Source organism: Streptomyces cadmiisoli (genome assembly GCF_003261055.1).
Lineage (GTDB): Bacteria > Actinomycetota > Actinomycetes > Streptomycetales > Streptomycetaceae > Streptomyces > Streptomyces cadmiisoli.
On the sequence record NZ_CP030073.1, the window covers coordinates 3,519,314 to 3,532,641 of the forward strand.

The following is a 13,328-nucleotide window of genomic DNA, read 5'->3' on the forward strand; positions in this document are numbered from 1 at the left end:
AGTGCGGCGAACTCCCGGGATGGTGAGGACAGCTGCGCAGTCGCTGCGCCAGCCTGTGCCGGGCAGGACACGCCTCGGCCTTGTCCTATGGTACGGGGCCGCCGCGATGGGGGCTTGGCCGGATACGTCCGTGCAGGTCAAGCCCCCTTTGCGGGGTGCGGTCAGGAGGGTGACGGGCCCGCCGCCGCCCTCGCGCCCTTCTTCAGGAAGCCCATGTCCTCGTAGATCGGGGTGGCGAGACCGAATGCGCCCGCGTTGGCCAGGTTCTCTCGGGCGGCCGTCAGCTGGGGGCGCTGGTAGAGCGGGATGGAGCCGGCGGCGGCCCAGATCCGGGCGTCGGCCTTGCGGACGAGGTCGCGGGACTCCTCCTGGTCGAGGGTGGCGACGGCCTGGTCGAAGAGCTGGTCGACCTGGTCGGTGCCGACCCGGGTGTAGTTCTGCTCGACTGTGACCGAGCCGTCGGCGGCCGGGACCGGCTTGGCGTAGACGGGGCGGGCGTCCGTGGCGGGGAAGGCGGACGCGGGCCACGAGTACAGGGCGAGGTCGAACTCGCCGGCCGCGATGTGGTCCTTGAAGTAGCTCTCGTCGGGGACCTTCTTCATCTCGGTGCGGATGCCGATCCGCACCAGCATGCGGGAGATCCGGTCGGCGACCGTGTGCAGCGACGAGGAGCCGGGCCCGGACGGCAGCACGAAACGGAGGGTGAGCAGTTTGCCGTCCTTGGCCAGCGGCCGGGACGGGGCGCCCGCCGGTGCGGCGGTGCCCCTCGGGGCGTACGCGCCGGGCACCCCGCCGCCCTGCTGGATCTCCTGCTGCTTGCCGTCCTTGAGCTCGGCGTCGGTGGGGGCCTTGTTGTCGGCGGTGTCGGCGTTCGCGCCGTCGTCCTCGCCGACGATGTACGTGCCGTCGTCCTCGTCGGCCGGCTTCTCGGTGCCCTTCTCCGGCCCCGCCGCCTTCTCCTTCTTCGTCTCCTCGACCGGTCCGCCCGGCACCCAGCCGGCGTCCGCGAGCAGGGCCTGCGCCTCCTCGGCGTCCTGGTCGCCGAGGGCGCCGCTGTTGTCGGCGTAGGCGGCCTGGCCGGACAGGGCGAGGTGGCTGCCGACCGGCACCGCGGGCAGCCCCAGCGGCTTGAGGACCGCCTCCGCCAGCTTCTTCCGGTCCAGGGCGCGGGCCACGGCCCGGCGCACCCGTTCGTCGGCGAGCGGACCGGAGGAGCCGTTCAGGGCGAGCTGGGTGAAGGCCGCTTCGAGGGACTTGCGGATCTCCAGGGCCTGGATGGTCGGGGCGGCCTGCGCGCCGCCCGCCTCGGGGGCGCCGTTCGCCTCCGGGTCGCCGCTCTCCACGTCGCCGCCGCTGTCCTCGCCACCGGCGGACTCCTCGGCGGAGGCGGACTCCTCGGCGGCGGTCTCGTCCGCGGAGCCGGACGCGTCGGCCGAGGGGCTCTCCGCCTTGGAGTCGTCCTCGGGGGAGGCGCTCGCGCCCGCGGTGCTCCGCAGCGGGCTCCCGGCGCCCGACCGGGAGGCGAGCGTGATGCGGCGGATGTCGGCGGGGTCGATCTCGGCGAGGTCGAGCGTCCCGGCGGCCAGCGCGGCCGAGCGCTCCTCGCGCGGCACGGCCCGCAGCACGATCCGGTTGAGCTTGGCCGGACGGCCCCACCAGCGGGGGTTGCGGGCGAGGACGACCTCGTGGGCCTTGCGGTCGGCCTTCTCGACGGTGAAGGGGCCGCCGGTCACCTTGAGCTTGGTGCGCGCCCCGTCGTTGAAGGTGTCGGGCGTGCCCATGACCTCCTTGGGGTACAGCGGCGAGAACAGCGACCGCCAGTCCGCGTAGGTCCGGGCGAAGGTGACCTTGACCTCCAGGTCGTTGGATCCGCGCTCGATCCGCTCGATCCGGTCGTAGCCGGCGTTGCGGGCCGTCCAGTAGGCGCTGTCCTTGCCGGACAGGGCGCGCCACTGGGCGGCGAAGTCGGCGGCGCCGATCTCGCGGCCGTCGCTCCAGACGGCCTGCTGGTTGAGCTTGTAGAGGACCACCTGCCGGGGCTCGGTGTCGACCACCTCGGCGGTCTCCAGGTAGTCGGAGTTGATCTCCGGCCGGCCGGCCGCGTTCAGCCGGTACATCGAGGGCAGGACGGCCTGCGCGACCCGGGTGGTGGTCGCGTCGGCGTCGGCCTGGAAGGTGTTCAGGGTCTCCGGCACCGCGTCCACGGCCCAGCGCATGGTGCCGCCGTCGGCGACCTGGGCGCGGGCGGCGACGGCGATGTCCTGGCCCGCCAGGGGCCTGCCGGCCGGGTCCTTGGAGCCGCATCCGCCCAGGGCGGGTACCGCGAGGACGCCCGCGGTGAGGAAGGCGACCGAGCGCATGACCGCGCGCAGTCCGACGCCGTCGTGGGACATCTCAGGTACCTCCGGGAGCCGCGGGGGCTATGATCACGTTTGGCGGTATATGGAGTTGATCGGATGTATTCGGTGATATGCCGTAACTGAAGAGGAAAGGGTTCGGCGACACGGGGCGACACGGCGACGGCGGCCCGCAAGCCCACCCGTGCGGCGCAACGCGCCCGGGGGTACACCCGTACGCCTCGGCCAATCGGTGCACGTCCCTTCACAGCGGACGGTGTGACGCGCAACACTCGCAGGCGCATGACCGTTGCCGCTCACGGCCGCACGGCCGACGGAAGTGAGGTCACGCCATGTCCGTGCACGACGAACTGATGTCGGTCCAGCGCAGTCTGGACGAGCTGTCCCGGTCGGTGGCCCGCCTGGAACAGCACCTCGGCAGCGGCGGACTCGACATGCGCCGGGTCCGCGCCGACTGCGCGCATCTGCGTGAGAGCGTCGCGCTGCTGCGCGAAGCGTCGTCCGCGCCGTCGCCGGTCCGCCGACCGGACCTCGTCACGATCTCCGACGCCCCCTACGACTACTCCCTGTGGACGGACTCGGACGACGAGGGTCTCGGCGCCCGGGACCGGCACGCCCCCTGAGCCCTCGAACCGACCGGAGTCATACGTTGGCCACTGGTACGGAACCCTCGACCACGGATCCCCATCCACCCGGCGGCGTGCACGGCGCGACACGTGCCGCCATCGCTGCCCCGCACCTGCGCACCGACCGCTGGTGGCTGGCGCCCGCCGCGACCGCCGCCGGACTGTTCGCCTTCATCGTGTACTCGACCTGGCGGGCCTTCGCGAACGCCGACTACTACGCGGCCCCCTACGTCTCGCCCTTCTACTCCCCCTGCCTGGCGGAGAACTGCGAGCCGATGAAGGGCGGCCCCAACTGGGAGATCTTCGGCAGCTGGTGGGGCATCTCGCCCGCGATCATCATCCTGATCTTCCCGCTCGGCTTCCGCCTGACCTGCTACTACTACCGCAAGGCCTACTACCGGGGCTTCTGGGCGTCCCCGCCGGCCTGCGCGGTCGCCGAGCCGCACGGCAAGTACAGCGGTGAGACCCGCTTCCCGCTGATCCTGCAGAACATCCACCGGTACTTCTTCTACGCGGCGATCCCGGTCGCGGGCATCCTGACGTACGACACCGTGCTCGCCTTCCGCGACGAGGACTACGCCTGGGGCCACATGGGCCTCGGCACCGTCGTCTTCCTGGTCAACATCGTGCTGATCTGGGCGTACACCCTGTCCTGCCACTCGTGCCGGCACATCGTGGGCGGCAAGCTCAAGCACTTCTCCAAGCATCCCGTGCGCTACCGGATGTGGCAGTGGGTCGGAAAGCTGAACGCCCGGCACATGCAGCTGGCGTGGGCGTCGCTGCTGAGCGTGGCGCTCGCCGACTTCTACGTGTACCTCGTCGCGTCCGGTGTCTTCGACGATCCGCGCTTCTTCTAGATGAGTGGGGCTTTTTGATGTCCGTGGTGGAGCGACAGGAGTGGGACGTCGTCGTGATCGGCGCGGGCGGCGCGGGACTCCGGGCCGCCATCGAGGCGCGTGAGCGGGGCGCCCGTACGGCCGTGATCTGCAAGTCGCTGTTCGGCAAGGCGCACACGGTGATGGCCGAGGGCGGCATCGCCGCCGCGATGGCCAACGCCAACCCGCACGACAACTGGCAGGTCCACTTCCGCGACACGCTGCGCGGCGGCAAGTTCCTCAACCAGTGGCGGATGGCCGAACTGCACGCGCAGGAGGCACCGGACCGGGTGTGGGAACTGGAGACCTGGGGCGCCCTGTTCGACCGCACGAAGGACGGCCGGATCTCCCAGCGCAACTTCGGCGGCCACGAGTACCCGCGCCTCGCCCATGTCGGCGACCGCACGGGCCTGGAGCTGATCCGCACCCTCCAGCAGAAGATCGTCGCGCTCCAGCAGGAGGACCACCGGGAGACCGGCGACTACGAGTCCCGGCTGAAGGTCTTCCAGGAGTGCACGGTCACCCGGGTGCTGAAGGACGGCGACCGGGTCGCCGGGGCCTTCGCCTACGAGCGCGAGTCGGGCCGCTTCTTCGTGCTGGAGGCGCCCGCGGTGGTGATCGCCACGGGCGGCATCGGCAAGTCCTTCAAGGTGACGTCGAACTCGTGGGAGTACACCGGCGACGGGCACGCGCTGGCGCTGCTCGCGGGCGCTCCCCTGCTGAACATGGAGTTCGTGCAGTTCCATCCCACGGGGATGGTCTGGCCGCCGTCGGTGAAGGGCATCCTCGTCACCGAGTCGGTGCGCGGCGACGGCGGGGTGCTCAGGAACTCCGACGGCAAGCGGTTCATGTTCGACTACGTCCCCGACGTCTTCAAGGACAAGTACGCCGAGTCCGAGGCCGAGGCCGACCGCTGGTACGACGACCCGGACAACAACCGGCGTCCCCCCGAACTGCTGCCCAGGGACGAGGTCGCGCGGGCCATCAACTCCGAGGTCAAGGAGGGCCGGGGATCGCCGCACGGCGGGGTCTTCCTGGACGTGTCGACCCGGATGCCCGCCGAGGTGATCAAACGCCGGCTGCCGTCAATGTACCACCAGTTCAAGGAACTGGCCGACGTCGACATCACGGCCGAGGCGATGGAGGTCGGGCCCACCTGCCACTACGTGATGGGCGGTATCGCCGTCGACTCGGACACGGCGGCGGCGCGCGGGGTGCCGGGCCTGTACGCGGCCGGTGAGGCGGCCGGCGGGATGCACGGCTCCAACCGGCTCGGCGGCAACTCGCTGTCCGACCTGCTGGTGTTCGGACGCCGGGCGGGACTGCACGCGGCCGAGCACGCCGCGGGCCTCGCGGCGTCCCGCCCCCGGATCGACGACGACCAGGTGGACGCGGCCGCCGCCGAGGCCCTTCGCCCGTTCTCCGCGGAGGGCGGCGAACCGGCCGAGGGACCGCCGGAGAACCCGTACACCCTCCACCAGGAACTCCAGCAGGCGATGAACGACCTGGTCGGCATCATCCGCCGGGAACCGGAGATGAAGCAGGCCCTGGAGAAGCTGGCGGAGCTGCGGGTACGGGCCCGGCGGGCGGGAGTGGAGGGCCACCGCCAGTTCAACCCGGGCTGGCACCTCGCCCTGGACCTGCGGAACATGCTGCTGGTCAGCGAGTGCGTGGCGAGGGCGGCGCTGGAGCGCACCGAGTCGCGGGGCGGCCACACCCGCGAGGACCATCCCGCGATGGAGCGCCGGTGGCGGCGGATCAACCTGCTGTGCCGGTCGGCCGATCCCACCGAGGGACTGGCGGCCACGGATCCGGTCCACGGCCAGATCACCCTCACCCACGAGACGACCGAACCCATCCGAACCGACCTGCTCGCCCTCTTCGACAAGGAGGAGCTGGTCAAGTACCTCGCCGAAGAGGAGCTGTACGAATGAGCAGCTACGAGGCCCGCTTCAAGGTGTGGCGCGGGGACACCGACGGCGGCGGCCTGGAGGACTTCGAGGTCGAGGTGAACGACGGCGAGGTGGTCCTGGACATCATCCACCGCCTCCAGGCCACCCAGGCCCCCGACCTGGCCGTGCGCTGGAACTGCAAGGCGGGCAAGTGCGGTTCCTGCTCGGCGGAGATCAACGGGCGGCCCCGGCTGCTGTGCATGACCCGTATGTCGGTGTTCGACCGCGAGGAGACGATCACCGTCACCCCGCTGCGGGCCTTCCCGGTCGTCCGGGACCTGGTCACGGACGTCGGGTTCAACTACACCAAGGCCCGGGAGGTCCCGTCCTTCGTACCGCCCGCGGACCTCGGTCCCGGCGAGTACCGGATGATGCAGGAGGACGTGGACCGCTCGCAGGAGTTCCGCAAGTGCATCGAGTGCTTCCTGTGCCAGGACACCTGCCATGTGGTGCGTGACCACGAGGAGAACAAGCCGGCGTTCGCCGGTCCCCGGTTCCTGATGCGGGTGGCGGAACTGGACATGCACCCGCTGGACGCGGCGGACGAGTCGGGCCTGGACCGCAAGCGCACGGCCCAGGACGACCACGGACTCGGTTACTGCAACATCACCAAGTGCTGCACGGAGGTCTGCCCCGAAGGCATCAAGATCACCGACAACGCCCTGATCCCGCTGAAGGAACGGGCCGTCGACCGCAAGTACGACCCGCTGGTGTGGCTCGGGAACCGGATCCGCAGGCGGTCCTCGTCAGCGTGAGGCCCGCAGGTAGCCCGAGTGGGCGACCTGGCCGAGGAACGTCAGCCTCGTGTCCGTGGCCATGTGCTTCTCGAAGGCCTCCTCGATGCCCGGCCACTTGGGGTGCCCGAAGTCGTCCAGTACGACGATGCCGCCGGGGGCGACGATCCGCTCGGCCCACTCCAGGTCGGCGGCGACGCCCTCGGCGGAGTGGTCGCCGTCGACGACGATCACCCCGTAGGAGCGGTCCGAGACCCGGGCGCGCACCTCGGGGTCCTCGGAGAACCCCTGCTCGATCCGGGTGGCGGCGCCGGCCGCGCCCGCCAGCGCCAGGTTGGTGCGCACCGCGGCCTCCCGGACCGGGGTGCCGGAGGCGTCCTCTCCCATGGTCGCGCCGGGCTGCAACTGGGTGCCGGCGAGCGGGTCGACGATCGTCAGACGCGGGTCGCGCCCGGCGCGCTCCAGCATCCGGATCAGGGAGGCGCCGAACATCCCGTACAGGGTGCCGATCTCCAGGACCTCGTCGTTCGGCGGGTCCAGCAGCGGCACGGCGGCGAGCTTGCCGCAGATGTTCATGGTGCCGCCGGCGATCCTGCCGACACCCAGCGCCTCCATGCCGATGAGCAGCCGGAAGGCCTGGGCGACGTTCCGCTCGGCGCCGGCGGCGTCTCCCGTCACCTGCGCCAGTTCCTTGATCGTGCGGTTGAGATGGGGCCCCGACGGCAGCCGTGACGCACCCCGCCCGGTCCCGTCGAAGAACAGCTCCAGGGGGCGCTGGCGGGCCCGCAGTCTCTTCAGCTCCTGCTGCGACGCGTCGAGGGAGGCCTCCGCCACGATCCGGCGCACCTGCCGCTCGATGCGCTGGTCCATGAGTTCGGCGATCGGCCGCAGGACGCGCCGGGCCGCCTTGCTGGTGATGAGCGCTCGCATGAGTGTGTGGTCCTCACAGGAATAGGAGGAGTGGACCGTAGGCCGCGCACAGGGAGCGCACAACAAACACGGGCACCCGGCCGGGGAAAGGGCGTATGACGTCTGAACGACCGTTCGGTGACGCCGCCGACGCCGTCGGACGCGCACCGGTCGCGGGCCCGCATTCCCGGCCATACGCTCCGAAATGTGACGTCGTCCCTGATCCGGGGCCGGCCGCGGCGCACCGGATCCCCGCTGTGCGCGCGCCTGGTCCAGGCCGTGCTCGGCGGTGCGATCGCCGTGCTGTGGCTGGTGCTGCCGGCGATGACGACGGACACCGGCACGCGTCCGGGGCCCGGGGCGAGCGCGGCCGTACGGCAGGAGGACGGGACGCACACCGCCGACCTGGTGCTGCCGCTGATCGCGGCGCTCGCGGCGGTCGCGGTCGCCGCGTACGGGTACACGCGGCGGACCCGGCGCGCCCGCACCCGGACCACCCCCGGCGGCGTGCTCCCCGGACCGCCGCCCGTGCCGTCGCTGGAGACGCTCGACCGGCAGTCCCGGCTGGCTCTGGTCGAGGCCGACGACTGCGTGCGCACCAGCCGGGAGGAACTCGCCTTCGCCGAGGCCGGGTTCCCGGCGGCGGACGGCGAGCCGTTCGTCCGCGCGCTGCGTGCGGCCGGGGCTGAGCTGTCGGCCGCCTTCCGCATGCGGCAGCGCTGCGACGAGGGCGTCCCGCGGGAGGAGTCGGCCCGGCGGCAGGCGCTCGCCGGGATCGTCGGACGGTGCGCGGAGGCGGGGCGGCGGCTGGACGCGGAAGCCGCCGGGTTCGACGTGGCGCGGGGTCTGGAACAGGGTGCCGGTACGGCGCTGGAGGTCGCGGAAGGGCGTTTCCGGGAGCTGACCGGCCGTACGGCCGCCGCGGAGACCGCCCTCGCGGAACTCGCCGAGCGGTACCCGCCCGGCGCGACGGACGCCGTCGTCGGGAACGTCGAACAGGCCAAGGACCGCCTCGTGTTCGCGACGGCCCGCCTCAACGAGGCCCGCCGGGCGGCCGACTCGGGCGCTCCCGGTCCGGCGGCCGGCCGGCTGCGCGCCGCCGAGGGCGCCATCGCCCAGGCCGGCGTCCTCGTGGACGGCGTCGAGCGGCTCGCCCGGGAGCTGACCACGGCCGCGGGGACGGTCCCGGCGGCGCTCACGGGTGCCGAGGCGGAGATCGCGGGGGTGCGGGAGTGGCTGGGGAGGGAACCGGGCGGTGAGGGGCGGCAGGGGTCGTCCCCGGCCGTTCCGGAGGTGCCCGTGGGCGAGCTGCGGGCCCGGCTGGCGCACGCCGACACCGTGCTGGCGTCGGTGCGCGAGGAACGGACGGCGGGGCCGTACGACCCGCTCGACGCGCTGCGCCGGATCGTGCGGGCCGTCGCCCCCCTGACGACCGGCCGGGCCGGGGTGCTCCCGGCCGCCGCGGCGCTGGTCGCGCACAGCGCCACCGCGGTCGCGGACGGCTTCGTCACGACCCACCGGGCCGCGGTGGGTGCCACGGCCCGCACCCGGCTGGCCGCCGCCGAGGACATCCTCGACGACGACCCGCTGGCGGCCGACGCGTTCGCCCGTGAGGCGCGGGACCTCGCCGAGCGGGACGTACGCGCGCACGGCACTCCGCAGACCGGACCGGACGCGTACGAGGCCGGTGCCGGCGGCGCGGTCCTCGGCGGGATCCTGCTCGGCGACGACCGGGCCGTCGGCCCGCCCGCGAGCTTCGGCGGCCCCCGCACCCGGGCACGCCGCACCACGAACGCCCCGTGACACCCGGCCGCGGACCGGCTCCGCCGCCCGCGCCCCGGACGCCCACTGGGGCCTCCACGACCGCCGACGGCCTCGGACCGCCCTGACGCCCGTCGCCCTTCGCCCGTCGCTCGTCATGCGTCGGGCCGGGCCGGTGAGGGGTTCAGAAGAGGCTCAGGAGGGCCTCCGCCGGGTCCACCATCCCGTGCTCCCCGTCCGGCAGCGGGAGTTCGAACCACACGGTCTTGCCGCGGTGGGTGCGGCGGGAGCCCCACGCGGCCGACAGGAGGCCGACGAGCTGGAGTCCGCGGCCGCCCTCGTCGGTGTCCCGGGCCCGGCGCCGGCGCGGCTGGACGAGGCCGGAGTCCCAGACCTCGCACACCAGGGTGCGGTCCAGCAGCAGGCGGAGTCTGATCTCGCCCTCGCCGTACCGCAATGCGTTCGTCACCAGCTCGCTGACCAGCAGCTCCGTGGTGTCGACCAGTGGTTCCAGGTCCCAGCTGAGCAACTGGCCGCGCGCGTACTCCCGGGCGCGGCCCACGCTGCGCGGTTCACGCGGCAGCGTCCAGTCGCCGACGGACTCGGCGGGCAGCCCCTGCACTCGGGCCATCAGCAGGGCGATGTCGTCCTCGCCGTGGTGGGTGTCGAGGGTGTTGAGGACGTGGTCGCAGACGTCCTCCAGCGGACGGGACGGGTCCGTCAGCGCGCCGACGAAGGCCTGGAGCCCCTCGTCCAGCGGGTGGTCGCGGGACTCGACCAGTCCATCCGTGTAGAGCGCGAGCAGGGCACCCTCGGGGAGTTCGACCTCGACCTCCTCGAAGGGCTCACCGCCGACGCCGAGCGGCATGCCCGGCGGCACGTCGAGCATCAGGGCCGCCTCGCCGGGCTCGACCAGCACCGGCGGCAGATGGCCCGCGTTGGCGAAGGTGCAGCGCCGGGTGACGGAGTCGTAGACCGCGTACACGCAGGTCGCCAGGTACACCTCGGACAGGTCGGCCTCGCGGGGCCGGCGGGCGGCGCGGGTGGCCTGTTGGATGCCGCCGGGGCCGAAGGCCTGGGAGGGGCCGCCGGGCGCGCCGAGTCCGCGGGCGATCTCGTCCAACTGGGAGAGCACCTCGGCCGGTTCCAGGTCGAGCTGGGCCAGGGTCCGCACCGCCGTGCGAAGTTCGCCCATCGCGACCGCCGCGCGCAGTCCGCGGCCCATGACGTCGCCGACGACCAGCGCCGTACGGTGGCCGGGCAGTTCGATGACGTCGAACCAGTCGCCGCCGACCTCGCTGGGCCGGCCGGTGGAGACGTTGCCGGGCAGGTAGCGGCAGGCGATGTCCAGGCCGGAGGCGACCGGGTCGCCGGGCGGGAGCAGGGACCGCTGCAGTATCAACGCGCGTTCGTGCTCGCGCCGGTAGAGGCGCGCGTTGTCGATGCAGACGGCGGCCCGCGCGGCGAGCTCCACCGCGACGTCGCGGTCCCGGTCGCCGAACGGTTCGCTGCCCTTCGTACGGGAGAACTGCACGAGCCCGACGACGGTGTCGTGCGCGACCATCGGCACGACCAGGGTCGACTGGACGAGCCCGCCCTCCTCGGCGGGGACGGCTCGCGGGCGGGCGGTGCGCAGGGCGTCCGCGCAGGGCGAGTTGAAGGGGTAGTGGTGGACCGCGCCGACCGCGACCGGCTTGGCGGTGCTTTCGAAGGGGACGTCGGAGACGGCGCTGGCGAAGGCCACCCGGCGCAGTTCGGCACTGCCGTCGGCGAGGCCCGGTGGGGTCTCGTCGCCGGCCAGGAGTCCTTGGTAGAGGTCGACGGTGGCCAGGTCGCAGAAGCCGGGGACGACGACGTCGAGGAGTTCGCGGGCGGTGGTCTCCAGGTCGAGGGAGTTGCCGATCCGGGCGCCGGCCTCGTTCAGCAGGGCGAGATTGCGCCGGGCGGCGGCGGCCTCGCGGGCGGCGGCACGGCGGGCGGTGATGTCGATTCCGAGCCAGGCGATGCCGATGGGACGGCCGCTGCCGCTGTGCACCCGGTAGAGGTTGACGGACCAGTGACGGCGTTCCTCGGAGCCCGGTACGAAGCCGGTGACGTGCATGTCCGTGATGGAGTCGCCGGTTTCCAGGACCCGGCGCAGAGTGGCGGCGACCCGCTCGGCCTCGCCGCGCGGCAGATAGTCGTGGACGCCCTTGCCGCGGTGGTCGTCGGGCGTACCGCCGAAGATCGAGGCGAACCGCTGGTTGGCGCGGCGCACCCGCAGATCGGAGTCGATCAGCAGGAAGCCGAACGGAGATTGACCGAAAATGGCCTGCGATGCGGCGAGGTCGGTCTCGATCCTGCGCAGTACCCGGACGTCGACGACGATGCAGACCGCCGCCTTCTCGCCGTCCTCGTTACGCGTCGGCATCACATAGACCTCGGCGAGTCCGTCCCGCTCGGGCCCGAAGCCGGGCTCCCGGAACAGGACGCCGTCCTCCTCCGGCACATCGGGCAGCCGGAAGGGGATCACCCCGGTCCATTCCCGCCCGTCGAGGATCTCGGCCATCTTCCGGTGGCCGCGGTCCCGCAGGTCGGGGTCGACGAAGGCCGCGATGGGGTCCATGCCGACGGCTCGTTCGGCGGGGATGCCGAGGAGTTGCTCGGCGCGCAGGCTCCACTGGTCGACCAGCCCGTCGGCGCCGATGGAGAAGGACGCCACCTTGATGTACTCGTACATGGAGCCGGGTGGACTGCTCTGCCACAGGGGATCGCCGACCGGCGCCTCACCGGAGGCACCCGCGGCCTCCGCCCTCGCGCCGTCCGACGGGTCCTCGGACTCCGTGGCCTTCGCTGGTATCTCGCTCACGCGAACCGTCCCCTCCAGCTCACCGCGTCCGGCACCGGTCACCGGGGGCGGCTGCCCGCAGTATCCAGCACTACGGCGCCGCACAACACGGTGTTCACGATCACAACACGGTCGAGGCTGTTTTCGGCCCGGACCGCGACAACACTTCCAGTCTTCTAACCAGGGGACACGCCCTCGAATCACACGTTCGGGCACCGACCGCCGACCCGTTCCGGTCACCGAACGGGCATACGTCCCCCACCGGGGCCCGTTCGGGCCCGGCGCGGGCGTTCCGGGCCACCGGTCAGTCGGGTACCGCGAGCTCGAACCACACCGTTTTGCCCGACTCCCCGGGGCGGGTGCCCCAGCGGCGCGAGGAGGACGCCACCAGTTGCAGGCCGCGCCCGCTCTCGTCCTCGGGCCGGGCGACGCGCTCGCGGGGCGGTTCGGGCAGCGGGTCGGAGACCTCCACGAGGAGGACGTCGGACGGCTCGTCGGGACGCACCAGCCGGACGCCGATCGGTCCGGTGGCGTGCCGCAGGGCGTTGGTGACGAGTTCGCTGACGAGCAGGGCCGTGAGGTCGGCGACGCTCTCCAGACCCCAACCGTGCAACTTGCGGCGGACGACGGAGCGGGCGGTGCGCACGGCACCGGGGTCGGCGGGAAAGGTCCATTCGGCGCAGCCACCGTCGGTGTCGATCACGCCGATCACTTCCCAGGCCATTGAGCCCACTCATGTCCGGTTTCATGGGGTTAATGGGCACATACCCGGTATCCGGGTCGCAGTACCGCTGAGCCCGGCGGCCGATGGCACGAACGACCTACGGGTCCGACGGCGGGCGCCGCGGCACCGCGCACCGGAGCCGAACCGTCAGGCGCCCAGGCGGGCGGCGGCCTCCCGCACGGCCGGCACGTCCTGGTCGAGCCAGTCCACGTCCCACAGCTCGCCGGAGGTCAACCAGCGCAGCGCGTCGTGGTCTTCCAGCGGTTCGGGGTCCGGGGAGGCGGGACGCAGACGGGCGGTCCACACCTGCAACACGTACGGCGGCTTCAGCGGCCACTCCCCCGCGACGCGCTCGACGGCCTCGGCCTCGACGCCGAGTTCCTCGCGCAGTTCGCGCTCCAGGGCCGCTTCGGGTGTCTCACCCGGCTCGACCTTGCCGCCCGGCAGCTCCCAGCGCCCGGCGAGCTCCGGGGGCGCGCTCCGGCGCGCGGCGAGCAGCCGGCCTTCGTCGAGCAGGGCGGCTCCCACCACCACGATGCGTTCGGTCATGCGCCGGAGCCTAG

The 13,328-nt window shown here is 72.6% G+C and carries 10 protein-coding genes; 5 read left to right on the plus strand and 5 right to left on the minus strand.

The annotated features are described in order from the left end of the window. Nucleotides 1-161: 161 nt before the first annotated feature. The gene (locus tag DN051_RS14840; protein WP_112438870.1) at nucleotides 162-2,393 is read right to left on the minus strand and encodes an ABC transporter family substrate-binding protein; all 2,232 of its coding nucleotides are present in this window, start codon (nucleotides 2,391-2,393) and stop codon (nucleotides 162-164) included. A 296-nt stretch (nucleotides 2,394-2,689) separates the two neighbouring features. On the opposite strand from DN051_RS14840, the gene DN051_RS14845 reads away from it, so the two are divergent. Genes DN051_RS14845 through DN051_RS14860 form a run of 4 tightly spaced genes read left to right on the plus strand, consistent with a single transcriptional unit; the run spans nucleotide 2,690 to nucleotide 6,565 of the window. Then, nucleotides 2,690-2,980, plus strand: a complete 291-nt coding sequence (locus DN051_RS14845) for a hypothetical protein (RefSeq protein WP_053758699.1) — start codon at nucleotides 2,690-2,692, stop codon at nucleotides 2,978-2,980. 26 nt (nucleotides 2,981-3,006) lie between these two features. Continuing rightward, nucleotides 3,007-3,840, plus strand: a complete 834-nt coding sequence (locus tag DN051_RS14850) for a hypothetical protein (RefSeq protein WP_053758700.1) — start codon at nucleotides 3,007-3,009, stop codon at nucleotides 3,838-3,840. 17 nt (nucleotides 3,841-3,857) lie between these two features. Continuing rightward, on the plus strand, nucleotides 3,858-5,792 hold the full coding sequence (locus tag DN051_RS14855; protein WP_112438871.1) for a fumarate reductase/succinate dehydrogenase flavoprotein subunit: 1,935 nt from the start codon (nucleotides 3,858-3,860) through the stop codon (nucleotides 5,790-5,792). After that, entirely contained in the window at nucleotides 5,789-6,565 is a 777-nt protein-coding gene (locus tag DN051_RS14860; protein WP_053758702.1) for a succinate dehydrogenase/fumarate reductase iron-sulfur subunit, read from the plus strand. The genes DN051_RS14855 and DN051_RS14860 overlap by 4 nt, the downstream gene beginning before the upstream one ends. Here DN051_RS14860 and DN051_RS14865 read toward each other — a convergent pair. Then, nucleotides 6,557-7,474, minus strand: coding sequence for a class I SAM-dependent methyltransferase (locus tag DN051_RS14865; RefSeq protein ID WP_112438872.1), 918 nt, complete (start codon nucleotides 7,472-7,474; stop codon nucleotides 6,557-6,559). The genes DN051_RS14860 and DN051_RS14865 overlap by 9 nt on opposite strands. 186 nt (nucleotides 7,475-7,660) lie before the next feature. Here DN051_RS14865 and DN051_RS14870 point away from each other — a divergent pair, with 186 nt between their 5' ends. Then, nucleotides 7,661-9,256 carry a hypothetical protein gene (locus DN051_RS14870; RefSeq protein WP_053758704.1) on the plus strand — a complete coding sequence of 532 codons (1,596 nt, stop codon included), beginning with the start codon at nucleotides 7,661-7,663 and terminating at the stop codon, nucleotides 9,254-9,256. Between the two features lie 142 nt (nucleotides 9,257-9,398). Here DN051_RS14870 and DN051_RS14875 read toward each other — a convergent pair whose 3' ends face one another. The 3 genes from DN051_RS14875 to DN051_RS14885 all read right to left on the minus strand — a co-directional run bounded on the left by DN051_RS14875 (nucleotide 9,399) and on the right by DN051_RS14885 (nucleotide 13,314). Further along, the gene (locus tag DN051_RS14875; protein WP_053758705.1) at nucleotides 9,399-12,062 is read right to left on the minus strand and encodes a SpoIIE family protein phosphatase; all 2,664 of its coding nucleotides are present in this window, start codon (nucleotides 12,060-12,062) and stop codon (nucleotides 9,399-9,401) included. A gap of 283 nt (nucleotides 12,063-12,345) precedes the next feature. Then, nucleotides 12,346-12,774, minus strand: a complete 429-nt coding sequence (locus tag DN051_RS14880; protein ID WP_053758706.1) for an ATP-binding protein — start codon at nucleotides 12,772-12,774, stop codon at nucleotides 12,346-12,348. Between the two features lie 138 nt (nucleotides 12,775-12,912). Beyond that, nucleotides 12,913-13,314: a (deoxy)nucleoside triphosphate pyrophosphohydrolase gene (locus tag DN051_RS14885; RefSeq protein ID WP_053758707.1), complete on the minus strand. Its 402-nt coding sequence runs from the start codon at nucleotides 13,312-13,314 to the stop codon at nucleotides 12,913-12,915. Between the last annotated feature and the right edge of the window lie 14 nt (nucleotides 13,315-13,328).

Bases quoted from the DNA above. Each gene is read 5' to 3' on its own strand.
- DN051_RS14855 (WP_112438871.1), top strand. From the start codon at position 3,858: ATGTCCGTGGTGGAGCGACAGGAGTGGGACGTCGTCGTGATCGGCGCG.
- DN051_RS14865 (WP_112438872.1), bottom strand. From the start codon at position 7,474: ATGCGAGCGCTCATCACCAGCAAGGCGGCCCGGCGCGTCCTGCGGCCG.
- DN051_RS14885 (WP_053758707.1), bottom strand. From the start codon at position 13,314: ATGACCGAACGCATCGTGGTGGTGGGAGCCGCCCTGCTCGACGAAGGC.
- DN051_RS14840 (WP_112438870.1), bottom strand. From the start codon at position 2,393: ATGTCCCACGACGGCGTCGGACTGCGCGCGGTCATGCGCTCGGTCGCC.
- DN051_RS14845 (WP_053758699.1), top strand. From the start codon at position 2,690: ATGTCCGTGCACGACGAACTGATGTCGGTCCAGCGCAGTCTGGACGAG.
- DN051_RS14860 (WP_053758702.1), top strand. From the start codon at position 5,789: ATGAGCAGCTACGAGGCCCGCTTCAAGGTGTGGCGCGGGGACACCGAC.